This window comes from Streptomyces sp. NPDC005722 (assembly GCF_040630935.1).
GTDB lineage: Bacteria > Actinomycetota > Actinomycetes > Streptomycetales > Streptomycetaceae > Actinacidiphila.
In genome coordinates this window covers 168,937-191,976 of the sequence record NZ_JBEXYN010000013.1, presented here as the reverse complement: position 1 = coordinate 191,976, position 23,040 = coordinate 168,937, and the positions used below count along the sequence as shown (strand labels likewise).

Here is a 23,040-nt window from a genome sequence, read left to right as displayed (position 1 = left end):
TTACCGGCGAGCATCCGTCCCCGGAATGACCAACCGGGGATGCCCCGCACGAAAGTGCGGAACATCCCCGGCTGGATGTGGCATCACACTCAGACGAGCTCGTTGACCGAGCCGCCCGCGGCGGTGATCTTCTCCTTGGCGGAGCCGGAGACCGCGTCGACGGTCACCTGCAGCGCCACGGAGACCTCGCCGGTGCCCAGCACCTTGACGAGCTGGTTCTTCCGCACGGCACCCTTGGCGACCAGGTCGGCCACCGTGACCTCGCCACCCTCGGGGTAGAGCGCGGCCAGCTTGTCCAGGTTCACGACCTGGAACTCGGTGCGGAACGGGTTCTTGAAGCCCTTCAGCTTCGGGAGGCGCATGTGGAGGGGCATCTGCCCACCCTCGAAGCGCTCCGGAACCTGGTAGCGGGCCTTCGTGCCCTTGGTACCACGACCGGCCGTCTTGCCCTTGGAGGCCTCACCACGACCGACGCGGGTCTTGGCGGTCTTGGCGCCCGGGGCGGGACGGAGGTTGTGGACCTTCAGCGGAGACTGCTCTCCCATGTCAGTCGACCTCCTCGACCGTGACGAGGTGGCGGACGGTGTGGACCATGCCGCGGATCTCCGGGCGGTCCTCCTTGACCACGACGTCGTTCAGCCGCTTCAGGCCGAGCGAACGCAGGGTGTCACGGTGGTTCTGCTTGCTGCCGATGTAGGACTTGACCTGCGTGACCTTGAGGCGAGCCATTACGCACCCACCCCAGCACGCGCCCGGAGCAGAGCAGCCGGGGCCACGTCCTCGAGCGGCAGGCCACGACGGGCGGCGATCTCCTCGGGGCGCTGCAGGCCCTTCAGAGCCTCCACCGTGGCGTGCACGATGTTGATCGCGTTGTCGGAGCCGAGGGACTTCGACAGCACGTCGTGGATACCGGCGCACTCCAGGACGGCGCGCACCGGACCACCGGCGATGACACCCGTACCGGGGGAAGCAGGCTTGAGCAGGACGACGCCCGCGGCCTTCTCGCCCTGGATCGGGTGGGGGATGGTGCCCTGGATGCGGGGGACCTTGAAGAAGTGCTTCTTGGCCTCCTCAACGCCCTTGGCGATGGCGGCCGGCACCTCCTTGGCCTTGCCGTAACCGACACCCACGGTGCCGTCACCGTCGCCCACCACGACCAGCGCGGTGAAGCTGAAGCGACGACCACCCTTCACAACCTTGGCGACGCGGTTGATCGCGACGACGCGCTCAACGTACGCGGTCTTCTCGGCGGCAGCTGCGCCGCCGTCACGGCCCTTCCGGTCCCGCCGCTCGCCGCCACCGGCACCGCCACCGCGGCGCTGGGGTCCAGCCATTGGATTACCTCTCTCTGTTTCCGCTAGCTACGGAACCGGCTCAGAAACCGAGCCCGGCTTCGCGGGCGGCGTCGGCAAGGGCAGCGATGCGACCGGCGTACCGGTTGCCACCGCGGTCGAACACGACGGTCCCGACGCCGGCCGCCTTGGCCCGCTCGGCGACCAGCTGGCCGACCTTCTTCGCCTGCTCGGTCTTGTCACCCTCGACACCACGGATCGAGGTGTCCAGGTGCGAGGCCGAGGCCAGGGTGTGGCCCTTCAGGTCGTCGATGACCTGCGCCGTGATGCCCCGGTTGGAACGGGTCACGACCAGGCGCGGACGCACCTCGGTGCCCGAGATCCGCTTGCGGACGCGGATGTGGCGACGCTTCTTGGCAGCGCCCTTGTAAGCGTCGCCCTTGGCGATCTTCACGCCGTATGCCATGGCTTACTTACCAGCCTTTCCGACCTTGCGGCGGATGACTTCGCCCTCGTACTTGACGCCCTTGGCCTTGTACGGGTCGGGCTTCCGCAGCTTGCGGATGTTCGCGGCGACCTCGCCGACCTTCTGCTTGTCGATGCCCTCGACCGAGAACCTGGTGGGGTTCTCGACCTTGAAGGCGATGCCCTCGGGGGCCTCGACGACGATCGGGTGGCTGTAGCCCAGGGCGAACTCCAGGTTGGAGCCCTTCGCCTGGACGCGGTAGCCGACACCGCTGATCTCGAGCTTCTTCACGTAGCCCACGGTCACGCCGGTGATCATGTTCGCCACCAGCGTGCGGGACAGGCCGTGCAGGGCCTTGTTCTGACGCTCGTCGTTCGGACGCGACACCTGAAGGGTGCCGTCCTCGCTCTTGACGATGTCGATCGGCGCGGCAACGGTGTGGGTCAGGGAACCCTTGGGGCCCTTCACCGAGACCGTCCGGCCATCGATGGTGACGTCCACGCCGGCGGGAACCGGGATGGGCAGCCGTCCAATACGCGACATGGCTATACCTCCGTTTCCCGACTACCAGACGTAGGCGAGGACTTCCCCACCCACGCCCTTCTTGTTTGCCTGCTTGTCGGTGAGCAGCCCGTGGGAGGTGGAGATGATCGCCACGCCCAGGCCGCCGAGCACCTTCGGCAGGTTGGTGGACTTTGCATAGACCCGCAGACCGGGCTTGCTGATGCGCTTGATGCCGGCGATCGAGCGCTCGCGGTTCGGACCGAACTTGAGGTCGATGGTGAGGTTCTTGCCGACCTCGGCGTCCTCGACCTTCCAGCCCTGGATGTAGCCCTCCTGCTGGAGGATCTCCGCGATGTGCGACTTGATCTTGCTGAACGGCATGGTGACCTCGTCGTGGTACGCGGAGTTCGCGTTCCGCAGACGCGTCAGCATGTCTGCGATCGGGTCAGTCATGGTCATGTGATGGCCTTAGGCCTCTCTCGCCGGGGTTTCCTATATGCGCCATCCCTCTCCCCCATGAGACTGGGGACGGGTGCGGCGCGGGGACCTACGGCGTAGTAAGACGGTCATGGGCGGCGGGCGCCCAACCCTTCTACCTTACGGTATGCAGGGCCGGGCTCCCGCCACTCATCTGCTTACCGAGAGCCCTGGTGGTTACCAGGAGCTCTTGGTCACGCCCGGCAGCTCACCGCGGTGCGCCATCTCACGGAGGCACACGCGGCACAGGCCGAACTTGCGGTACACGGAGTGCGGACGGCCACAGCGCTGGCAGCGCGTGTAGCCACGCACGCCGAACTTGGGCTTGCGGGCGGCCTTCGCGATAAGAGCCTTCTTCGCCACGGCTCACGCCTCCTTGAACGGGAAGCCGAGGTGACGGAGGAGCGCGCGGCCCTCAGCGTCGTTGGTCGCCGTGGTCACCACGGTGATGTCCATACCCCGGGTGCGGTCGATCTTGTCCTGGTCGATCTCGTGGAACATGACCTGCTCCGTGAGACCGAAGGTGTAGTTGCCACGGCCGTCGAACTGCTTCGGCGACAGACCGCGGAAGTCGCGGATGCGCGGGAGCGCGAGCGACAGCAGACGGTCCAGGAACTCCCACATGCGGTCACCGCGGAGGGTGACGTGGGCGCCGATCGGCTGACCCTCACGCAGCTTGAACTGCGCGATGGACTTCCGGGCCTTGGTGACGGCCGGCTTCTGGCCGGTGATCGTGGTGAGGTCGCGGATCGCGCCCTCGATCAGCTTGGAGTCGCGGGCGGCGTCGCCCACACCCATGTTGACCACGATCTTGGTGAGGCCGGGGATCTGCATGACGTTCTCGTACTGGAACTCGTCACGCATCTTGCCCGCGATCTCCTCGCGGTAGCGCGCCTTCAGACGAGGCGAAGTGGTGGCAGTCATCAGATGTCCTCACCCGTCCGCTTGGCAACGCGGATCTTGTTGCCCTCGTCGTCGAAGCGGTAGCCGACGCGAGTCACGACCTTGTTGCCGTCCTTCTCAACGACCAGCTGGACGTTGGAGACGTGGACGGGCGCCTCGGTCGTGATGATGCCGCCGGTCTTCGAACCGCGAGCGGTCTGGCCGGCCTTGGTGTGCTTCTTGACCCGGTTGACACCCTCGACCAGGACACGGTCCTCAGTGGGGTAGGCCGCGATGACCTTGCCCTGCTTGCCCTTGTCCTTACCGGTGATGACCTGGACCAGGTCGCCCTTCTTGATCTTCATCGGTTACAGCACCTCCGGCGCGAGCGAGACGATCTTCATGAACTTCTTCTCGCGCAGCTCCCGGCCCACGGGGCCGAAGATGCGGGTGCCGCGGGGGTCACCGTCGTTCTTGAGGATGACGGCCGCGTTCTCGTCGAAGCGGATGTACGAACCGTCGGGACGGCGGCGCTCCTTGACGGTGCGCACGACGACCGCCTTGACGACGTCGCCCTTCTTCACGTTGCCACCGGGGATCGCGTCCTTGACGGTGGCGACGATGACGTCACCGATTCCCGCGTAGCGGCGACCGGAGCCACCGAGCACACGGATGCAAAGGATCTCCTTCGCACCCGTGTTGTCGGCGACACGCAGTCGCGACTCCTGCTGGATCACGTCTATCTCCTGATCGTCTGCCGGTTCCCTCCGGGGCGGGCCCGGAGAGCCTGGCGGAACCGTCCTGCGGGGAACCCCCCGCAGGAATTACGTGCCGGCCGGGGCCGGGCCGCGCGAACGGGTCGCACGGCCCGGCCGGCCGGGCGGTGTTACTTGGCCTTCTCGAGGATCTCGACGACGCGCCAGCGCTTGCTCGCGGACAGCGGCCGGGTCTCCATGAGGAGGACACGGTCGCCGACGCCCGCGGCGTTCTGCTCGTCGTGCGCCTTGAGCTTGTTCGTACGGCGGATGACCTTGCCGTACAGGGCGTGCTTCACACGGTCCTCGACGGCGACCACGACGGTCTTGTCCATCTTGTCGCTGACCACGAGGCCCTCACGGGTCTTGCGGTCACCGCGCTGCTCGCTGCTCTCAGTCACATTCTTCTCGCTCATCAGGCGCTCTCCACCGTCTCGATGCCGAGCTCACGCTCACGCATGAGGGTGTAGATCCGGGCGATGTCCTTGCGGACAACCTTCAGCCGGGAGTTGTTCTCGAGCTGTCCGGTGGCCGCCTGGAAGCGGAGGTTGAACAGCTCCTCCTTGGCCTCACGCAGCTTGCCGACGAGTTCCTCGTCGCCCAGCTGGCGCAGCTCGGTCGCCTTGGTACCGGCCGCCATTACAGCTCACCTGCCTCGCGCCGGACGATCCGGCACTTCATCGGAAGCTTGTGGGCGGCTCGGGTGAGCGCCTCACGCGCAACCTTCTCGTTCGGGAAGGACAGCTCGAACATCACCCGACCGGGCTTGACGTTCGCGATCCACCACTCCGGGGAACCCTTACCGGAACCCATGCGGGTTTCGGCCGGCTTCTTCGTGAGCGGACGGTCCGGGTAGATGTTGATCCAGACCTTGCCGCCACGGCGGATGTGACGGGTGATGGCGATACGAGCGGACTCGATCTGCCGGTTCGTCACGTACGCGGGGGTGACGGCCTGGATGCCGTACTCACCGAACGCCAGCTCGGTGCCACCCTTGGCCATGCCATCACGCTTCGGGTGGTGCTGCTTACGGTGCTTGACCCGACGGGGGATCAGCATGGGGGTCAGGCCTCCGTTCCGGTGGTCTCCGCAGCCGGAGCCTCAGCGGTGGTCGCCTCGGCCTTGGGGGCCTGGGCGTCACCCTGGGGACGACGGCCACGGCCGCCGCGCTCGCCACCGCGGCGCTGCGGACGGTCGTTGCCACCACCACGGGCCGGGCGGTTGCCGGCACGGGCGGCGGCGTTGTCGGCGCGGACCTCGGCGATGTTCTTGACATTGCCCTTGTAGATCCACACCTTCACGCCGATGCGGCCGAAGGTCGTACGGGCCTCGAAGAAGCCGTAGTCGACGTTGGCGCGCAGGGTGTGCAGCGGGACGCGACCCTCGCGGTAGAACTCCGAGCGGGACATCTCGGCGCCGCCGAGGCGGCCACCGCACTGGATCTTGATGCCCTTGGCGCCGGCCTTCATCGTGCTCTGCATGCTCTTGCGCATGGCACGACGGAAGGAGACGCGGGAGGACAGCTGCTCGGCGACGGCCTGGGCCACCAGCTGAGCGTCCGTCTCCGGGTTCTTGACCTCGAGGATGTTCAGCTGGACCTGCTTGCCGGTCAGCTTCTCCAGGTCACCGCGGATGCGGTCGGCCTCCGCGCCGCGACGGCCGATGACGATGCCCGGCCGGGCGGTGTGGATGTCGACGCGGACGCGGTCACGGGTGCGCTCGATCTCCACCTTGGAGATGCCGGCCCGCTCCATGCCCTGCGTCATCATCCGGCGGATGGCGACGTCTTCCTTGACGTAGTCCTTGTACAGCTTGTCGGCGTACCAGCGGGACTTGAAGTCCGTGGTGATGCCGAGCCGGAACCCGTACGGGTTAACCTTCTGGCCCATTACCGGGTCCCTTCCTTGCTGCTGACGACCACGGTGATGTGGCTGGTCCGCTTGCGGATCCGGTAGGCACGGCCCTGCGCACGCGGACGGAACCGCTTGAGGGTCGGGCCCTCGTCCACAAACGCCTCGCTGATGTACAGCGACTGGGCGTCGGTGTGGTCGTAGTTGTGCGCGGCGTTGGCAATGGCGCTGTCGAGCACCTTGCCCACCGGCACGCTCGCGGCCTGCGGGGCGAAACGCAGGACCGCCTGAGCCTCCGTGGCACTCATGCCACGGATGAGGTCCACCACGCGGCGGGCCTTCATGGGCGTGACGCGGATGTACCGCGCCTGGGCCCTGGCTTCCATGGTTGTCCCTTCGGTGTCTGTCTTCGTCGTCACTGTTCCGCTCCGCAGGTCAGCGACGACGCGACTTGCGGTCGTCCTTCTCGTGGCCGCGGAAGGTGCGGGTCGGCGCGAACTCGCCGAGCTTGTGGCCGACCATCGACTCGGTGACAAACACCGGGACGTGCTTACGGCCGTCGTGCACCGCGATCGTGTGGCCCAGCATCGCCGGGATGATCATCGAGCGGCGGGACCAGGTCTTGATGACGTTGTGGGTACCGGCCTCGTTCTGAACGTCCACCTTCTTGATCAGGTGGTCGTCGACGAAGGGCCCCTTCTTGAGACTACGCGGCATCTAAACCCGCTCCTAGCGCTTCTTGTTCGTCTTGCGGCGGCGGACGATGTACTTGCTGCTGGCCTTCTTCGGCGAGCGAGTACGACCTTCCTTCTGGCCCCACGGGCTGACCGGGTGGCGACCACCGGAGGTCTTGCCCTCACCACCACCGTGCGGGTGGTCGACGGGGTTCATGGCCACACCGCGGACGGTCGGGCGGACGCCCTTCCAGCGCATACGGCCGGCCTTGCCCCAGTTGATGTTCGACTGCTCGGCGTTGCCGACCTCGCCGATGGTGGCGCGGCAGCGCGCGTCGACCAGCCGGACTTCACCGGAAGGCATGCGAAGGGTGGCCATGGAGCCCTCCTTCGCCAGCAGCTGCACGGAAGAACCCGCGGAACGGGAGATCTTCGCGCCGCCGCCGGGACGCAGCTCGATGGCGTGGACGGTCGTACCCACCGGGATGTAGCGCAGCGGCAGGTTGTTGCCCGGCTTGATGTCGGCGCCAGGGCCGTTCTCGATCCGGTCACCCTGGCTCAGCTTGGCCGGGGCCAGGATGTAGCGCTTCTCGCCGTCCGCGTAGTGGAGCAGCGCGATGCGCGCGGTGCGGTTGGGGTCGTACTCGATGTGCGCGACCTTGGCCGGCACGCCGTCCTTGTCGTGACGACGGAAGTCGATCACGCGGTAGGCGCGCTTGTGGCCACCACCCTGGTGGCGAACGGTCACACGACCGGCGTTGTTACGGCCGCCCTTGCTGTGCAGGGGGCGGACCAGCGACTTCTCCGGCGTGGACCGCGTGATCTCGACGAAGTCGGCGACGCTGGAGCCACGACGGCCCGGGGTCGTCGGCTTGTACTTGCGGATACCCATTTCTCAGTCCTCGGAATATTCCGGACTTCGACACGTTCCGGTCCCCGTTAGGAGACCGGGCCGCCGAAGATGTCGATGCGGTCGCCCTCAGCGAGGGTCACGATGGCGCGCTTGGTGTCCTTGCGCTTGCCGAAACCGGTCTTGGTGCGCTTGCGCTTACCCTGACGGTTGATCGTGTTGACCCCGGTGACCTTGACCGAGAAGACCGCCTCGACGGCCTGCTTGATCTGGGTCTTGTTGGCACGCGGGTCGACGACGAACGTGTACTTGTTCTCGTCCAGCAGCGCGTAGCTCTTCTCGGAGACCACCGGCTTGACCAGGATGTCGCGGTGGTCCGTGAAGGTCTTGCTGGTGATCGCGGTCTGCTCGGCCATCAGGCGTCGCTCCCTTCGGTCTCGGCGGCGCCGTTACCGGTGAAGCGGTCGAAGGCGGCCTTGGTGAAGACCACGTCGTCGGAGACGAGCACGTCGTACGTGTTCAGCTGGCCGGCCTCCAGGATGTGGACCTGGGGCAGGTTGCGGGCGGAGAGCCACGCGACCTCTTCGGCGCGGTCGGCGACGAGCAGCACGTTCTTGCGGTCGCTGATCTTGCCCAGCAGCGTCTTGGCGGCCTTCGTCGACGGGGACTCGCCCTCGATGACGCCGGTCACGACGTGGATGCGGTTGTGACGAGCCCGGTCGGTGAGGGCACCGCGCAGGGCGGCGGCCTTCATCTTCTTCGGGGTCCGCTGCGAGTAGTCACGCGGCACGGGACCGTGCACGACGCCACCACCGGCGAACTGCGGGGCGCGGGTCGAACCCTGACGGGCGCGGCCGGTGCCCTTCTGGCGGTACGGCTTCTTGCCGCCACCGCGGACCTCGCCACGCGTCTTGACCTTGTGCGTGCCCTGACGGGCAGCGGCCAGCTGCGCCACGACGACCTGGTGGATCAGCGGGATGCTGACCTTGGCGTCGAAGATCTCGGCGGGGAGCTCTACGGTCCCGGCCTTGTCGCCGGCGGGCGACAGAATGTCAATGGTGCTCATATCCTCAGGCCCCCTTGGCCGCGGTGCGGACCAGGACGAGGCCGCCGTTCGGACCGGGAACCGCGCCCTTGATGAGCAGCAGGCCCTTCTCCGCGTCAACGGCGTGAACGGTCAGGTTCTGGGTGGTCACCCGCTCGTTGCCCATGCGGCCCGCCATGCGCAGACCCTTGAACACACGGCCCGGGGTGGCGCAGCCACCGATGGAGCCGGGAGAGCGGTGCTTGCGCTGGGTGCCGTGTCCGGCGCCGAGGCCCTTGAAGTTGTGACGCTTCATGACACCGGCGAAGCCCTTGCCCTTGCTCTTGCCGGTGACGTCCACCTTCACGCCGGCCTCGAACACCTCGGCGGTGATCTCCTGGCCCAGGGTGTACTCGGCGGCGTCCGCGGTGCGGAGCTCCACCAGGTGGCGACGGGGCGTCACGTCGGCCTTGGCGAAGTGGCCCTTGAGGGGCTTGTTCACCTTGCGCGGGTCGATCTCGCCGAAGGCGATCTGGACCGACTCGTAACCGTCGACGTCGTTCGTGCGGACCTGGGTCACGACGTTCGGGCCGGCCTTGACCACGGTCACCGGGACGACACGGTTGTTCTCGTCCCAGACCTGGGTCATGCCGAGCTTCTCGCCCAGGATGCCCTTGATCTGCTTAGCCATCTGTTCCGCGCCTCTCAGAGCTTGATCTCGATGTCGACGCCGGCCGGAAGGTCCAGGCGCATCAACGAGTCAACGGTCTTGGGCGTCGGGTCGAGGATGTCGATCAGGCGCTTGTGCGTGCGCATCTCGAAGTGCTCGCGCGAGTCCTTGTACTTGTGCGGCGACTTGATGACGCAGTACACGTTCTTCTCAGTGGGCAGCGGCACCGGGCCCGCGACCTGCGCACCAGTACGCGTCACCGTCTCGACGATCTTCTTCGCCGAGGAGTCGATGACCTCGTGGTCGTAGGCCTTGAGCCGGATGCGGATCTTCTGTCCCGCCATGGCTACTTCGTAGTCCTGTCTGCTAGTGAACGCTCTGGAACTCGGTGGTTCGACCGTCTTCTCCGACCCACGCGGTCGGGCGTGTCGCTTCCCTTCCCTTAAATCTCCGCATGGCGGAGACCCTCAGGGAGGGGATACGTGGGAGAAGACACCCACCGAGCACCTGGCGAGCACCCCGCTGACGCTTCCCGGAAGATTCCCGTACGTCCGTCCCGCGAGGGACGACGAGTACTGTGGGACTCGCTTCCGGTCCTCCCGACGGGAGGCGCGCAGCATCGGCGCTCGACCGAGCAACCCGGCTAGTCTGCCATACCGGACGCGTCGGACGCCAATCGGGGCGCAGTACCTTACCCCCCGCCCCCGTTCCTCCAAACCCGGGTCACAGTCCGGATGTGTAGACCAGCAGCCGCGGGGTGCCCGCCGGGGCGTCGACCGGGACGCCGGGGGTGGCGTTGGCCAGCAGCCAGGCGGCGAGGGAGGGCGTGGAGGCGTCCCCGAAGGTGTCCTTGTAGAGCGCCGCCACCCCGGTCACGTGCGGTGCGGCCATCGAGGTGCCGCTCATGCGGACCAGGCCGCCGCCCATGGCCGCGGAGGTGATCCCCGTGCCGGGGGCACTGATGTCCACGCAGCCGCCCCAGTTGCTGAACGACGCCTTGTGGTCGGTCTCGTCGGTCGCCGCGACGGTGAACGCGCCGGGCGCCCCGGCCGGGGAGACCTCGCAGGCGTCCTCGTCGGAGTTGCCCGCGGCGACGACCGGGAAGACGCCCGCGGCGGCCAGGCCCTCCACCGCGCGGTCGGCCGTCTCGCTGCGCGCGCCGCCGGTCGACAGGTTGGCGACCGCCGGCTTCACCGCGTGCTCGGCCACCCAGTTCATCCCGGCGACCACCGTGGCCACCGAACCGCGCCCGTCGCAGCCCAGCACCCGCACCGAGACCAGCTTCGTCGCCCGGGCGACCCCGGTGGTGGCGCCGCCGACCGTCCCCGCGACGTGCGTACCGTGCCCGTTGCAGTCGGCGCCGTTCCCGCCGTCCCCCACCGCGTCGAACCCCGGCACCGCCCGCCCGCCGAACTCCGCGTGCCCGAAGTCGATGCCCGTGTCGATGACGTACGAGGTGACCTTGGCGCCCGTCGCCCGCACGCCGAAGGCTGCCCCGTCGCGGGCCCGGCTGCCGATCCGGGCCAGGCCCCAGGACGCCTCGGCGGCGGCCGCGGCCGTCTGCGTGTCCGGCTTCGGCGCCGCGACCTCGGCGTCCTGCTCCACGGTCTCCACCCCCGGCACCGCGCGCAGCCGGGATACCTGCCCGTCGGTCAGCCGGGCGGCGAAGCCCACCAGCGCGCTGGTGAACGTGAACATCGCCCGCGCCTCGACGCTGCGCAGCACCGAGCCCGGGTCGGTGCCCGGCCGCAGCATCACCAGGTACTGCCCGGTGATGCCGCCGTGCGCCGCCATCCGCAGCGGGGCCCCGGGCGGCTCCGGAGCCGCGGCGGCCCCGCCGAGGGCGGGCAGGACGGCCGTCAGGACGGCGGCGACGACCACTGCCCGGCGCTGGGACAGGCGCATGGCGGGGCTCCTCGGGGGACTCGTACGGGTGTGCACCGAACGTCACAAGTCGTAACACCGAGTGCTCGGGCCCTGCTCGCGCAGCGCGCCAATCGGGCGAGCAGGCACGGCGGTCCGCCGCCACGCGGACGCCGTCACACGGACACGCCGTCACGCCGCCGGGTCACGTGTCGCTCCGGTGACGTACGCGCGTCGCCCGAGTGGCGCACGCCGCAGGGGCGTCCGGCAACCTCGCGGACGGAACGGCCCTCTAGCCGGGCGTGAAGATCGTTGCCACCCGCCGGCGCCTCCTCTCCGCCGCCGCCCTCGCCGCCGGCACCGCGGCCGCCGCCGTGGGCGGCTGCGCCCGGCCCGGGACCGCCGCGACCGGTCCGGCGCCCGGCCCCCTGGCGTTCCGCGCCGTACCCGCCCGGGCACGGCTGCTGCAGGTGCTGGCGCACCCCGACGACGAGCTGTACTTCATGAACCCGGACACCGTGCAGCTCGTCGAGGCGGGCGTCCCCGTGGTGTCGGTCTACGTCACCGCGGGCGAGGCGCACGGCGTCAACCGCCCACCGGGGCAACCCCGTCCGGCCCCCGACAAGGCCGCCTACTCCGCCGCCCGCCACCAGGGACTGCGGCAGGCCTACGCCGCGATGCTCGGCACCGACGTCTTCACGCCCTGGCGGCGCGGCACCACACGGCTCGCCCACGGCCTCACCGCCGAGGTCGACACGCTGCGGGTGCACGGCCGCGAGGCGGTGCTGGTCTTCCTCAACCTCGCCATGCACGGCACGACCGTCAGGGTCGGGCTGCCGCAGCTGTGGCAACTGCCCGGCATGACGCTGCCGACCTTCACCTCGGCGGGCTCACCGAACGCGACCAGGGGCACCTACACCCACGAGCTCCTGGTGGACGTGCTCGCCGGCCTGCTGCGCCGCCACCGGCCCACCGTCGTCCACACGCTCGACCCCGACCCGGACCTGGAGGCCAACGGGGCCACCTGGCGACGGGACATCGAGCAACTCGGCTACAGCGACCACTGGGACCACACCGCGACCGCGCTGTTCACGTGGAAGGCGATCGCCCGGTACGCCGACACCGTGGCCCGCGAGGAGGGCGTCGCGCCCGCCTTCCTGACGACGGCCTACCGCGGCTACTACAACCGCCACTGGCCCCACAACCTCCCGCCCGCGCTGCTGCGCCGCAAGGCCGGCTACCTCGCGCCGTACGGCGGCGCCCCGGACTGGCCGTGCGGCGACCCTTCCGGCTGCGGCGACTACCAGGTCGGCCTGGGCAGGCCGTTGACCAACCGCAAGGGCTGGGTGCGCAGCACCCACTACCGGCACCCCGGCACCCGCCTCGTGCCGGGCACCGACGCGCGGGGGCGGCTGGTCGCCCACGGCGTGCTCGGCACGCGGGCGGTGCGCTGGCGGGAGACCGCCCCCGGCAGCGGGCGCTGGGGCCCGCCGCGGGACCTGGGCGGCGGACCGCTCGCCCCCGCGCTGAGCGTCGTCACCGACCCGGTGGGCGGCGGGCCGCTGCTGTTCGCGCTGCGCTTCGCCTCGCTGGACAGCGACCGGGCGGCCGACACCCGGGACGTGGTGGTGCTGCAGGAGGGCCGCGACTGGCAGGGGCTCGGCTGCCCCGAGGACGACCCGGACCGGGGCCGCAGGATCGGCGTGCCCGTCGCGGTGGCGGCGCCGGACGGCCGGGTGCACCTGTTCGTGCGCAACGCCGCCAAGGGGCTGAGCACCCGCGTGCGGGACCCGGAAGGCGACTGGTCCGGCTGGCGGGACCTCGGCGGCGGCGAGGTGCAGGACGGGCTGAGCGCGGTCGTGGACCGCGAGGGGCGGGTGCATGTGTTCGCCGCCGGACGCACCGCCGTCCACCACTGGTCCCAGGACGCGCCGGGCCGGCCGCTCGCCTGCCGGGCGCTGACCGCGCTGCCGGTCCCCGCCGATCCCCCGGCCGCCGCGGCGGAGTCCGACGGCTCCCTGTCGCTGGCCTACCGGCCGCCCGCGAGCGACGAACTCCTCGTCCACCGGCTCGGCCTCGTCCGGGCGGCGCTCGGGCCGGACCGCACCCGGCACTTCGACGGCTACGGCCCCCTCGCCCTGGCCCACGGGCTGCTCGCCGGCCGCGCCGGCGACGGCACCGTCCACGTCGCCGGCCTCGCGCACCCGGCCGCCGCGGCGCGCCCGGGCGCCCCCGGGTACGGGTTCCCGGCGCTGCACACCGGCCCCGGGGACCGGCCGGCCGTCGTGGGCTTCGGTACGGACGCGACGCCCTGGATCTGGCGGCCGCGACTGCGCACCCCTGTGTGAGGACCCGTCCCGACCCGTCCCCGGAACGACGGCGAGGGCCCCGGCCCACCGCGTGAACGGTGGGCCGGGGCCCTCGTACGGCTCGCCTACGGCAAGCGGCAGATCGCCGGGATCCTTACTTGAGGATCTTGGTGACCTGGCCGGCGCCGACGGTCCGGCCACCCTCGCGGATGGCGAACTTGAGGCCCTCCTCCATGGCGATCGGCTGGATCAGCGCGACCGTCATGGCGGTGTTGTCGCCCGGCATGACCATCTCGGTGCCCTCGGGGAGGGTCACGACGCCGGTCACGTCCGTGGTACGGAAGTAGAACTGCGGGCGGTAGTTGTTGAAGAACGGGGTGTGACGACCACCCTCGTCCTTCGACAGGATGTAGGCCTGGGCCTCGAAGTCGGTGTGCGGCGTGACCGAACCCGGCTTGATGATGACCTGGCCGCGCTCGACGTCCTCGCGCTTGATGCCGCGGAGCAGCAGACCGACGTTCTCACCGGCCTGGCCCTCGTCGAGCAGCTTGCGGAACATCTCGATGCCGGTGACCGTGGTGGTGGTCTTCTCGGTCTTGATGCCGATGATGTCGACGGTCTCGTTGACCTTGAGGATGCCGCGCTCGATACGACCGGTGACGACGGTGCCACGACCGGTGATCGTGAAGACGTCCTCGATCGGCATCAGGAACGGCTTGTCGACGTCGCGCTCCGGGGTGGGAACGGCCTCGTCCACGGCCTTCATCAGGCCGAGGAGCTTCTCGCCCCACTCCTTGTCGCCCTCCAGCGCCTTCAGCGCGGAGACGCGGACGACCGGCAGGTCGTCGCCCGGGAACTCGTACTCGGAGAGCAGCTCACGGACCTCGAGCTCGACGAGCTCCAGGATCTCCTCGTCGTCCACCATGTCGGCCTTGTTCAGGGCGACGACGATGTACGGAACGCCGACCTGGCGGGCCAGGAGCACGTGCTCCTTGGTCTGCGGCATCGGGCCGTCGGTGGCGGCGACCACGAGGATGGCGCCGTCCATCTGCGCGGCACCGGTGATCATGTTCTTGATGTAGTCCGCGTGACCGGGGCAGTCGACGTGGGCGTAGTGGCGCGCCTCGGTCTGGTACTCGACGTGCGCGATGGAGATGGTGATACCGCGCTGGCGCTCCTCGGGAGCCTTGTCGATCTGGTCGAAGGCCGAGGCCTCGTTCAGGTCCGGGTACGCGTCGTGCAGCACCTTGGTAATGGCGGCCGTGAGGGTCGTCTTACCGTGGTCGATGTGACCGATGGTGCCGATGTTGACGTGCGGCTTAGTCCGCTCGAACTTCGCCTTCGCCACTGGGGTCCTCCTGTGGAGTTGCTGTACGCCTTACTTCATCGGCGCCAGGGTGATCTTTGCTGGGTTACGGGCGGCCGGGGCATCCGACGCTCCCCTTGCGGTTCGCGGCGGAATGCCCCCAAGCCTCCCGGTCAAGCCTAGTGCGGGAACAACTGCTGGGTTACTCGCCCTTGGCCTTCGCGATGATCTCCTCGGCGACGTTCTTGGGAACCTCGGCGTAGGAGTCGAACTGCATCGAGTAGCTCGCGCGACCCGACGTCTTGCTGCGGAGGTCGCCGACGTAGCCGAACATCTCCGACAGCGGCACCAGGCCCTTGACGACCCGGGCGCCACTGCGCTCCTCCATGGCCTGGATCTGGCCACGGCGGGAGTTGAGGTCGCCGATGACGTCGCCCATGGACTCCTCGGGCGTGGTGACCTCGACGGCCATCATCGGCTCGAGGAGGACGGGGCTCGCCTTGCGGGCGCCCTCCTTGAAGGCCTGCGAACCGGCGATCTTGAACGCCAGCTCGGAGGAGTCGACCTCGTGGTAGCCACCGTCGAGAAGGGTGACGCGGACGCCGACCATCTCGTAGCCGGCCAGGATGCCGAACTTCATGGCCTCCTGGGCACCGGAGTCCACCGACGGGATGTACTCGCGGGGGATGCGGCCACCGGTGACCTTGTTGACGAACTCGTAGGAGGCGTCTCCGCCCTCCAGCGGCTCCAGCGCGATCTGCACCTTCGCGAACTGGCCGGTACCGCCGGTCTGCTTCTTGTGCGTGTAGTCGATCCGCTCGACCGCCTTGCGGATGGTCTCGCGGTAGGCGACCTGGGGCTTGCCCACGTTCGCCTCGACCTTGAACTCGCGCTTCATGCGGTCGACCAGCACCTCGAGGTGCAGTTCGCCCATGCCGCCGATGATCGTCTGGCCGGTCTCCTCGTCCGAGTGGACCTGGAAGGAGGGGTCCTCCTCCGAGAGACGCTGGATGGCGACACCCAGCTTCTCCTGGTCGCCCTTGGACTTGGGCTCGATCGCGACCTGGATGACCGGCGCCGGGAAGTCCATGGACTCCAGGATCACCGGGTTCTTGTCGTCGGACAGCGTCTCACCGGTGGTGGTCTGCTTCAGGCCCATGACGGCGACGATGTCGCCGGCGCCCACCGACTCGATCTCCTCACGCTTGTTCGCGTGCATGCGGTAGATCTTGCCGATGCGCTCCTTCTTGCCCTTGACGGAGTTCAGCACGGAACTGCCGGACTCCAGGCGGCCCGAGTACACCCGGACGAAGGTGAGCTTGCCGAGGTGCGGGTCGCTCATGATCTTGAACGCGAGGCCGGAGAAGGGCTCGTCGTCCGACGGCTTGCGCTTGATGATCTGCTCGGCGTCGCCGACGGCGTGGCCCTCGATGGCCTCGACGTCCAGCGGCGACGGCAGGTAGCGCACGACCGCGTCGAGCAGGGGCTGGACGCCCTTGTTCTTGAACGCGGTGCCGCAGAACACCGGGGTGACGGTGACGGAGCCCGCGCCGCCCTTGGAGGCGAGGGTGATGCGGCGGATGGCCGCGATCAGCTGCTCCTGGCTGGGCTCGGTGCCCTCCAGGTACAGCTCCATCATCTCTTCGTCGTTCTCCGCGACGGCCTCGAGCAGCTTGCCGCGCCACTCGTCGGCGGCCTCGGTGTGGGTCTCCGGGATGTCGACGATGTCGTACATCTCGCCCTTGGTGGCCTCGGCGGACCACACGAGGGCCTTCATCTGGACGAGGTCGACCACGCCCTTGAAGTCGGCCTCGGCACCGATCGGCAGCTGCATGACCAGCGGAACCGCACCGAGGCGGTCCACGATCATGTCGACGCAGCGGTGGAACTCGGCGCCGGTGCGGTCGAGCTTGTTGACGAAGCAGATGCGCGGCACACCGTAGCGGTCCGCCTGACGCCAGACGGTCTCGGACTGCGGCTCGACACCGGCGACACCGTCGAACACCGTCACGGCACCGTCGAGCACGCGCAGCGAACGCTCCACCTCGACGGTGAAGTCGACGTGACCCGGGGTGTCGATGATGTTGATGGTGTGGTCGACGTTCTCCAGCGGCCAGTGGCAGGTCGTCGCGGCCGACGTGATCGTGATGCCGCGCTCCTGCTCCTGCTCCATCCAGTCCATGGTGGCAGCGCCGTCGTGGACTTCGCCGATCTTGTACGAGACACCGGTGTAGAACAGGATCCGCTCGGTGGTCGTCGTCTTGCCCGCGTCGATGTGGGCCATGATCCCGATGTTGCGGACCCTGGCCAGGTCAAGTGAAGTGGTAGCCATAAGGCTTCAGTCTTCTCTCGGTTCTCTCGATGGGGGCGCGGACTACCAGCGGTAGTGCGCGAAGGCCTTGTTGGACTCGGCCATCTTGTGGGTGTCCTCGCGACGCTTGACCGCGGCGCCCAGACCGTTGCTGGCGTCCATCAGCTCGTTCATCAGACGCTCGGTCATGGTCTTCTCGCGGCGGGCGCGGGAGTAACCCACCAGCCAGCGCAGCGCCAGGGTGTTGGCGCGGCCGGGGCGGACCTCGATCGGCACCTGGTAGGTCGCGCCACCGACACGGCGGGACTTGACCTCCAGGGAGGGCTTGACGTTCTCCAGGGCGCGCTTGAGCGTGATGACCGGGTCCTGCCCGGTCTTCTCGCGCAGGCCCTCGAGGGCGCCGTACACGATGCGCTCGGCGGTGGAGCGCTTGCCGTGCAGCAGGATCTTGTTGACGAGCGACGTCACCAGAGGAGAACCGTAGACCGGGTCGATGATGACCGGGCGCTTCGGGGCGGGGCCCTTACGAGGCATTCTTACTTCTCCTTCTTGGCGCCGTAGCGGCTGCGGGCCTGCTTGCGGTTCTTGACACCCTGGGTGTCGAGCGAGCCGCGGATGATCTTGTAGCGAACACCCGGCAGGTCCTTCACACGGCCACCACGCACGAGCACGATGGAGTGCTCCTGCAGGTTGTGACCCTCACCCGGGATGTAAGCGGTGACCTCGATGCCGCTGGTCAGTCGCACACGAGCGACCTTACGCAGGGCAGAGTTCGGCTTCTTCGGGGTGGTCGTGTAGACGCGCGTGCAGACGCCGCGGCGCTGGGGCGAGCCCTTCAGCGCGGGCGTCTTGTTCTTCTCGACCTTGTCCTGCCGGCCCTTTCGGACCAGCTGCTGGATCGTAGGCACCGTTTCTCCGGTTTCTGTGTGCCGACTCGATACTTCTAACCTGGGGTTTCAGCGGCTCACGCCGACCCACGCGGTCGGGTGTGTCGCGCACCTCATACGATTTCCGTCGAAGCGAAAATGCGTATTTGTCGGCGTATCGGCCTCGGTGTCCCGTACGGACAAGTGCACGCACGAGAACCCGGGCACACCCCAGGCACAAGGTCAGAGCGTACCCAGCGCTCAGCCTTCGGTCAAAACATATGGTCTCGGCCGATGCCGCACCCTCCCGCCGGGCCCCTGCGGGGCTCGCGTGAACGCACTCAGCCGTGACTGACCGCCACTACCACCATAACGACGATCGCGGTGATCGCGACCGTGAACGCGGTCAGAAGGTATCCCATCACCAGACCGCACACCGCGAGCGCGTCGCCCCGCTCACCCGTGCGCCGGATCTCCCGCCGCGCCATGTGCCCCAGCACCACGGCCGGTATCCCCGGGACCAGCAGCCCGAACATCCCCACCGCGCCGCAGACCAGCGAGGCGACCGCCTTGGCGTTGACGGGCGGCGGCGGCGTGGGCAGCCGGCGGGGACGCGGGATGTCCGCGGTGAGTCCGTACAGCTCCTGGAAGGTCACCGCCTGGTAGGCCAGCCCGACCCGGTCCTCGAACTCCGGCTGGGTCAACCGGCCTTCGGCGAACGCCACCTTGAGCACGTCCACCGTACGCTCACGATCATCGTTGGCAGCCCGCATCGCTCCATTATGCCCGGAAAACCACGTTCCGAGGGTGTCCCGTCGCACGGTCGGCCGGACCGTGCCGCCCCTCCCCCCGGCCGGACCGCCCCGCAGGGCCCCACAAGCCCTTCAGGGAAGGCGGAAAGCCGCTGGGCGGCCACCCCCGAAGGGATGACCGCCCAGCGGCTTCGAGCGGACGACTCAGCCGTTGTACGGGCCGTAGTCGTAGTCCTCCAGCGGGACGGCCTGGCCGGAGCCGGTGCCGAACGGGCTGTAGTCGATGTCGTCGTAGCCGACGGCCGAGTACATCGCGGCCTTGGCCTCCTCGGTGGGCTCGACCCGGATGTTGCGGTAGCGGGACAGACCCGTACCGGCCGGGATGAGCTTGCCGATGATGACGTTCTCCTTGAGGCCCAGCAGGGAGTCGGACTTGGCGTGGATCGCCGCGTCCGTCAGGACCCTGGTCGTCTCCTGGAAGGAGGCGGCCGACAGCCAGGACTCGGTGGCCAGCGAGGCCTTGGTGATACCCATCAGCTGCGGACGGCCGGAGGCCGGGTGGCCACCCTCCGCCACGACCCGACGGTTCTCGGTCTCGAAGCGGCCGCGCTCGACCAGCTCGCCCGGCAGCAGCTCCGCGTCGCCGGACTCGATGATCGTCACCCGGCGGAGCATCTGCCGGATGATGATCTCGATGTGCTTGTCGTGGATCGACACGCCCTGCGAGTTGTAGACCTTCTGGACTTCCCCGACCAGGTGGACCTGGACGGCCCGCTGACCCAGGATGCGCAGCACGTCGTGCGGGTTGGTGGCACCCACGGTCAGCTTCTCGCCGACCTCGACGTGGTCGCCCTCGCCGACCATCAGACGGGCACGCTTGGAGATCGGGTAGGCGATCTCCTCGGCACCGTCGTCCGGGGTGATGACGATCTTCTTGGTCTTCTCGGTCTCCTCGATCCGGATGCGGCCGGCCGCCTCCGAGATCGGGGCGACACCCTTGGGGGTACGCGCCTCGAAGAGCTCGACGACACGCGGCAGACCCTGGGTGATGTCGTCACCGGCCACACCACCGGTGTGGAAGGTACGCATCGTCAGCTGGGTGCCGGGCTCACCGATGGACTGGGCGGCGATGATGCCGACCGCCTCGCCGATGTCCACCAGCTTGCCGGTCGCGAGCGAACGGCCGTAGCACATCGCGCAGGTGCCCACCGCGGACTCGCAGGTCAGGACCGAGCGGGTCTTGACCTCCTCGACGCCGTTGTGGATGAGCTGCTCGATGAGCACGTCGCCCAGGTCGGTGCCGGCCGTGGCCAGCACCTTGCCGTCGACCACGACGTCCTCCGCGAGGCAGCGCGCGTACACGCTGGTCTCGACGTCCTCCGTCTTGCGCAGCGAACCGTCCTCGGCACGCTCGGCGATCGCCAGCTTGAGGCCGCGCTCGGTGCCGCAGTCCTCCTCGCGGATGATGACGTCCTGGGAGACGTCGACCAGACGACGCGTCAGGTAACCGGAGTCGGCGGTACGCAGGGCGGTGTCCGCGAGACCCTTACGGGCACCGTGGGTGGAGATGAAGTACTCCAGCACGGTGAGACCCTCACGGAACGACGCCTTGATGGGCCGCGGGATGGTCTCGTTCTTCGCGTTGGACACCAGGCCACGCATACCCGCGATCTGACGCATCTGCATCATGTTTCCGCGGGCGCCCGAGTCGACCATCATGAAGATCGGGTTGGTCTTCGGGAAGTTCGCGTTCATCGCCTCGGCGACCTCGTTGGTCGCCTTGGTCCAGATCGCGATCAGCTCCTGCGTGCGCTCGTCCTTGGTGATCAGACCGCGCTCGTACTGCTTCTGGACCTTCTCGTCCTGTGCCTCGTAGCCCGCGATGATGGCCTTCTTGGCCTCGGGCACGACGACGTCGGAGATGGCCACGGTGACACCGGAACGGGTCGCCCAGTGGAAGCCGGACGCCTTCAGGTTGTCGAGCGTCGCCGCCACGATGACCTTCGGGTAGCGCTCGGCGAGGTCGTTGACGATCTCGGAGAGCTGCTTCTTGCCGACCGGGTAGTCCACGAACGGGTAGTCCTCGGGCAGCAGCTCGTTGAAGAGCGCACGGCCCAGGGTCGTGTTCAGCCGGAAGGAGTCACCGAGCTGCCAGGGCTCCTCGCCCTCGACGTCCGCCGGCGGGGTCCAGCCACGCGGCGGGACGGTCCCGATCGGGAACCGGATGTCGATCCTCGACTGCAGCGAGAGCTCGCGCGCGTCGAAGGCCATGATCGCCTCGGCGGTCGAGCCGAACGCCCGGCCCTCGCCCCGGAGCTCGCGCTCCTCCGCGTCCGTGGTGAGGAAGAACAGACCCAGGACCATGTCCTGCGTCGGCATCGTCACCGGACGGCCGTCGGCGGGCTTGAGGATGTTGTTCGAGGACAGCATCAGGATGCGGGCCTCGGCCTGCGCCTCCGCGGACAGCGGCAGGTGCACGGCCATCTGGTCGCCGTCGAAGTCCGCGTTGAACGCGGTGCAGACGAGCGGGTGGATCTGGATGGCCTTGCCCTCGACCAGCTGCGGCTCGAAGGCCTGGATGCCCAGGCGGTGCAGGGTCGGCGCACGGTTCAGCAGCACCGGGTGCTCGGCGATGACCTCTTCGAGCACGTCGTACACGACCGTGCGGCCGCGCTCGACCATGCGCTTGGCCGACTTGATGTTCTGCGCGTGGTTCAGGTCCACCAGGCGCTTCATCACGAACGGCTTGAAGAGCTCCAGCGCCATGGCCTTGGGCAGACCGCACTGGTGCAGCTTGAGCTGCGGGCCGACGACGATGACCGAACGGGCCGAGTAGTCGACGCGCTTGCCGAGCAGGTTCTGACGGAACCGGCCCTGCTTGCCCTTGAGCATGTCGGACAGCGACTTCAGCGGACGGTTGCCGGGGCCCGTGACCGGGCGACCACGACGGCCGTTGTCGAAGAGCGCGTCCACGGCCTCCTGGAGCATGCGCTTCTCGTTGTTCACGATGATCTCGGGGGCACCGAGGTCGAGGAGGCGCTTGAGGCGGTTGTTGCGGTTGATGACGCGGCGGTACAGGTCGTTCAGGTCGGAGGTCGCGAAGCGGCCACCGTCCAGCTGCACCATCGGACGCAGGTCCGGCGGGATCACCGGGACGCAGTCCAGCACCATGCCCTGGGGCTTGTTGGTGGTCTGCAGGAAGGCGGAGACGACCTTGAGGCGCTTGAGCGCACGGGTCTTCTTCTGGCCCTTGCCGGTACGGATGATCTCGCGGAGCTTGGCGGCCTCCTCGTCCAGGTCGAAGGACTCCAGGCGCTTCTGCAGCGCCGCGGCACCCATCGAACCCTGGAAGTAGGTGCCGAAGCGCTCCCGCAGCTCGCGGTAGAGCAGCTCGTCACCCTCCAGGTCCTGGACCTTGAGGTTCTTGAAGCGGGACCACACCTCGTCGAGCCGGTCCAGCTCGCGCTGGGCACGGTCGCGCAGCTGCTTCATCTCACGCTCGGCGCCCTCGCGCACCTTGCGGCGCACGTCGGACTTGGCGCCCTCGGCCTCCAGCTCGCCGAGGTCGGCCTCGAGCTTCTTCTGCCGGGACTCGATGTCCGCGTCACGGCGCTGCTCGATCTGCTGGCGCTCGACGGAGACCTGGGCCTCCAGCGAGGACAGGTCGCGCGTGCGCCGCTCGTCGTCCACCCACGTGATCATGTAGGCGGCGAAGTAGATGACCTTCTCGAGGTCCTTCGGGGCGAGGTCGAGCAGGTAGCCCAGCCGCGACGGAACGCCCTTGAAGTACCAGATGTGGGTCACGGGAGCGGCCAGCTCGATGTGGCCCATCCGCTCACGACGCACCTTGGCGCGAGTGACCTCGACGCCGCAGCGCTCGCAGATGATGCCCTTGAAGCGGACACGCTTGTACTTGCCGCAGTAGCACTCCCAGTCCCGGGTGGGGCCGAAGATCTTCTCGCAGAAGAGTCCGTCCTTCTCGGGCTTCAGGGTGCGGTAGTTGATGGTCTCAGGCTTCTTGACCTCGCCGTGGGACCACTGTCGGATGTCGTCCGCGGTCGCAAGGCCGATCCGCAGCTCGTCGAAGAAGTTGACGTCGAGCACTTTGTCGTCAATCCCTCTTTCGGGGTCGAAAGTCAAACATGTCTGAACGGTCCGGGGGAGGCGGGGAGCCGCTCACTGGCGGCTC

Annotated in this window: 29 protein-coding genes; 1 reads left to right on the top strand and 28 read right to left on the bottom strand. The window is 68.5% G+C overall.

What is annotated here, in order from left to right; all coding sequences use genetic code 11:
- Window positions 1–89: 89 nt before the first annotated feature.
- The 22 genes from rplO to ABZ479_RS17870 form a co-directional block, all read right to left on the bottom strand.
- The gene (gene rplO, locus ABZ479_RS17975) at window positions 90–545 is read right to left on the bottom strand and encodes a 50S ribosomal protein L15 (RefSeq protein WP_500462469.1); all 456 of its coding nucleotides are present in this window, start codon (window positions 543–545) and stop codon (window positions 90–92) included.
- 1 nt (window position 546) lies between these two features.
- Complete coding sequence (gene rpmD / locus ABZ479_RS17970; RefSeq protein ID WP_018558884.1) at window positions 547–729, bottom strand: 50S ribosomal protein L30; 183 nt, start codon at window positions 727–729, stop codon at window positions 547–549.
- Entirely contained in the window at window positions 729–1,334 is a 606-nt protein-coding gene (gene rpsE, locus ABZ479_RS17965) for a 30S ribosomal protein S5 (RefSeq protein WP_003998815.1), read from the bottom strand. The genes rpmD and rpsE overlap by 1 nt, the downstream gene beginning before the upstream one ends.
- A 40-nt stretch (window positions 1,335–1,374) precedes the next feature.
- Window positions 1,375–1,758: a 50S ribosomal protein L18 gene (gene rplR / locus ABZ479_RS17960; RefSeq protein WP_499606448.1), complete on the bottom strand. Its 384-nt coding sequence runs from the start codon at window positions 1,756–1,758 to the stop codon at window positions 1,375–1,377.
- 3 nt (window positions 1,759–1,761) lie between these two features.
- On the bottom strand, window positions 1,762–2,301 hold the full coding sequence (gene rplF / locus ABZ479_RS17955; protein WP_499606447.1) for a 50S ribosomal protein L6: 540 nt from the start codon (window positions 2,299–2,301) through the stop codon (window positions 1,762–1,764).
- A 21-nt stretch (window positions 2,302–2,322) separates the two neighbouring features.
- Window positions 2,323–2,721 (bottom strand): 30S ribosomal protein S8, encoded by a 399-nt coding sequence (gene rpsH / locus ABZ479_RS17950; protein WP_018558881.1) that lies wholly within the window; start codon window positions 2,719–2,721, stop codon window positions 2,323–2,325.
- A gap of 195 nt (window positions 2,722–2,916) precedes the next feature.
- The gene (locus ABZ479_RS17945; protein ID WP_003948630.1) at window positions 2,917–3,102 is read right to left on the bottom strand and encodes a type Z 30S ribosomal protein S14; all 186 of its coding nucleotides are present in this window, start codon (window positions 3,100–3,102) and stop codon (window positions 2,917–2,919) included.
- 3 nt (window positions 3,103–3,105) lie between these two features.
- Window positions 3,106–3,663 (bottom strand): 50S ribosomal protein L5, encoded by a 558-nt coding sequence (gene rplE, locus ABZ479_RS17940; protein WP_018558880.1) that lies wholly within the window; start codon window positions 3,661–3,663, stop codon window positions 3,106–3,108.
- Window positions 3,663–3,986 carry a 50S ribosomal protein L24 gene (rplX, locus tag ABZ479_RS17935; protein ID WP_018558879.1) on the bottom strand — a complete coding sequence of 108 codons (324 nt, stop codon included), beginning with the start codon at window positions 3,984–3,986 and terminating at the stop codon, window positions 3,663–3,665. Before rplX ends, rplE begins: the two co-directional genes overlap by 1 nt.
- 3 nt (window positions 3,987–3,989) lie before the next feature.
- A complete protein-coding gene (rplN, locus tag ABZ479_RS17930) occupies window positions 3,990–4,358 on the bottom strand; it encodes a 50S ribosomal protein L14 (RefSeq protein ID WP_004946682.1) in 369 nt (122 codons plus the stop codon).
- 149 nt (window positions 4,359–4,507) lie between these two features.
- Window positions 4,508–4,792 (bottom strand): 30S ribosomal protein S17, encoded by a 285-nt coding sequence (gene rpsQ, locus ABZ479_RS17925; protein WP_018558878.1) that lies wholly within the window; start codon window positions 4,790–4,792, stop codon window positions 4,508–4,510.
- Window positions 4,792–5,016, bottom strand: a complete 225-nt coding sequence (rpmC, locus tag ABZ479_RS17920) for a 50S ribosomal protein L29 (protein WP_018558877.1) — start codon at window positions 5,014–5,016, stop codon at window positions 4,792–4,794. Before rpmC ends, rpsQ begins: the two co-directional genes overlap by 1 nt.
- Window positions 5,016–5,435, bottom strand: a complete 420-nt coding sequence (gene rplP / locus ABZ479_RS17915) for a 50S ribosomal protein L16 (protein WP_499513426.1) — start codon at window positions 5,433–5,435, stop codon at window positions 5,016–5,018. The genes rpmC and rplP overlap by 1 nt, the downstream gene beginning before the upstream one ends.
- A gap of 5 nt (window positions 5,436–5,440) precedes the next feature.
- Entirely contained in the window at window positions 5,441–6,265 is an 825-nt protein-coding gene (gene rpsC, locus ABZ479_RS17910; protein WP_089226444.1) for a 30S ribosomal protein S3, read from the bottom strand.
- Window positions 6,265–6,612, bottom strand: coding sequence for a 50S ribosomal protein L22 (gene rplV / locus ABZ479_RS17905; protein ID WP_018558874.1), 348 nt, complete (start codon window positions 6,610–6,612; stop codon window positions 6,265–6,267). The genes rpsC and rplV overlap by 1 nt, the downstream gene beginning before the upstream one ends.
- Before the next feature lie 49 nt (window positions 6,613–6,661).
- Window positions 6,662–6,943, bottom strand: a complete 282-nt coding sequence (gene rpsS / locus ABZ479_RS17900) for a 30S ribosomal protein S19 (RefSeq protein ID WP_018558873.1) — start codon at window positions 6,941–6,943, stop codon at window positions 6,662–6,664.
- Window positions 6,944–6,955: 12 nt separating this feature from the next.
- The gene (gene rplB / locus ABZ479_RS17895) at window positions 6,956–7,792 is read right to left on the bottom strand and encodes a 50S ribosomal protein L2 (protein WP_018558872.1); all 837 of its coding nucleotides are present in this window, start codon (window positions 7,790–7,792) and stop codon (window positions 6,956–6,958) included.
- A gap of 47 nt (window positions 7,793–7,839) precedes the next feature.
- Complete coding sequence (gene rplW, locus ABZ479_RS17890; RefSeq protein ID WP_018558871.1) at window positions 7,840–8,166, bottom strand: 50S ribosomal protein L23; 327 nt, start codon at window positions 8,164–8,166, stop codon at window positions 7,840–7,842.
- On the bottom strand, window positions 8,166–8,816 hold the full coding sequence (gene rplD, locus ABZ479_RS17885) for a 50S ribosomal protein L4 (protein ID WP_500462468.1): 651 nt from the start codon (window positions 8,814–8,816) through the stop codon (window positions 8,166–8,168). Before rplD ends, rplW begins: the two co-directional genes overlap by 1 nt.
- A gap of 4 nt (window positions 8,817–8,820) precedes the next feature.
- Window positions 8,821–9,465 carry a 50S ribosomal protein L3 gene (gene rplC / locus ABZ479_RS17880; protein ID WP_018558869.1) on the bottom strand — a complete coding sequence of 215 codons (645 nt, stop codon included), beginning with the start codon at window positions 9,463–9,465 and terminating at the stop codon, window positions 8,821–8,823.
- Window positions 9,466–9,479: 14 nt separating this feature from the next.
- Window positions 9,480–9,788, bottom strand: a complete 309-nt coding sequence (rpsJ, locus tag ABZ479_RS17875) for a 30S ribosomal protein S10 (RefSeq protein WP_014144312.1) — start codon at window positions 9,786–9,788, stop codon at window positions 9,480–9,482.
- 379 nt (window positions 9,789–10,167) lie between these two features.
- Window positions 10,168–11,349, bottom strand: a complete 1,182-nt coding sequence (locus tag ABZ479_RS17870; RefSeq protein ID WP_500462467.1) for a S8 family peptidase — start codon at window positions 11,347–11,349, stop codon at window positions 10,168–10,170.
- Between the two features lie 260 nt (window positions 11,350–11,609).
- On the opposite strand from ABZ479_RS17870, the gene ABZ479_RS17865 reads away from it, so the two are divergent.
- Window positions 11,610–13,655 (top strand): PIG-L family deacetylase, encoded by a 2,046-nt coding sequence (locus ABZ479_RS17865; protein ID WP_500462466.1) that lies wholly within the window; start codon window positions 11,610–11,612, stop codon window positions 13,653–13,655.
- Window positions 13,656–13,770: 115 nt separating this feature from the next.
- Here the strand turns inward: ABZ479_RS17865 and tuf are convergent, their stop codons facing one another.
- The 6 genes from tuf to ABZ479_RS17835 form a co-directional block, all read right to left on the bottom strand.
- Window positions 13,771–14,964: an elongation factor Tu gene (gene tuf, locus ABZ479_RS17860; protein ID WP_319135252.1), complete on the bottom strand. Its 1,194-nt coding sequence runs from the start codon at window positions 14,962–14,964 to the stop codon at window positions 13,771–13,773.
- 160 nt (window positions 14,965–15,124) lie between these two features.
- Window positions 15,125–17,254, bottom strand: a complete 2,130-nt coding sequence (gene fusA / locus ABZ479_RS17855; RefSeq protein ID WP_500462465.1) for an elongation factor G — start codon at window positions 17,252–17,254, stop codon at window positions 15,125–15,127.
- 42 nt (window positions 17,255–17,296) lie between these two features.
- On the bottom strand, window positions 17,297–17,767 hold the full coding sequence (rpsG, locus tag ABZ479_RS17850) for a 30S ribosomal protein S7 (RefSeq protein WP_018558864.1): 471 nt from the start codon (window positions 17,765–17,767) through the stop codon (window positions 17,297–17,299).
- A gap of 2 nt (window positions 17,768–17,769) precedes the next feature.
- Entirely contained in the window at window positions 17,770–18,141 is a 372-nt protein-coding gene (rpsL, locus tag ABZ479_RS17845; protein ID WP_014144289.1) for a 30S ribosomal protein S12, read from the bottom strand.
- A 299-nt stretch (window positions 18,142–18,440) separates the two neighbouring features.
- Entirely contained in the window at window positions 18,441–18,872 is a 432-nt protein-coding gene (locus tag ABZ479_RS17840; RefSeq protein WP_499606442.1) for a DUF1707 and DUF4190 domain-containing protein, read from the bottom strand.
- A 183-nt stretch (window positions 18,873–19,055) separates the two neighbouring features.
- Complete coding sequence (locus tag ABZ479_RS17835) at window positions 19,056–22,955, bottom strand: DNA-directed RNA polymerase subunit beta' (protein ID WP_499606441.1); 3,900 nt, start codon at window positions 22,953–22,955, stop codon at window positions 19,056–19,058.
- Window positions 22,956–23,040: the final 85 nt, after the last annotated feature.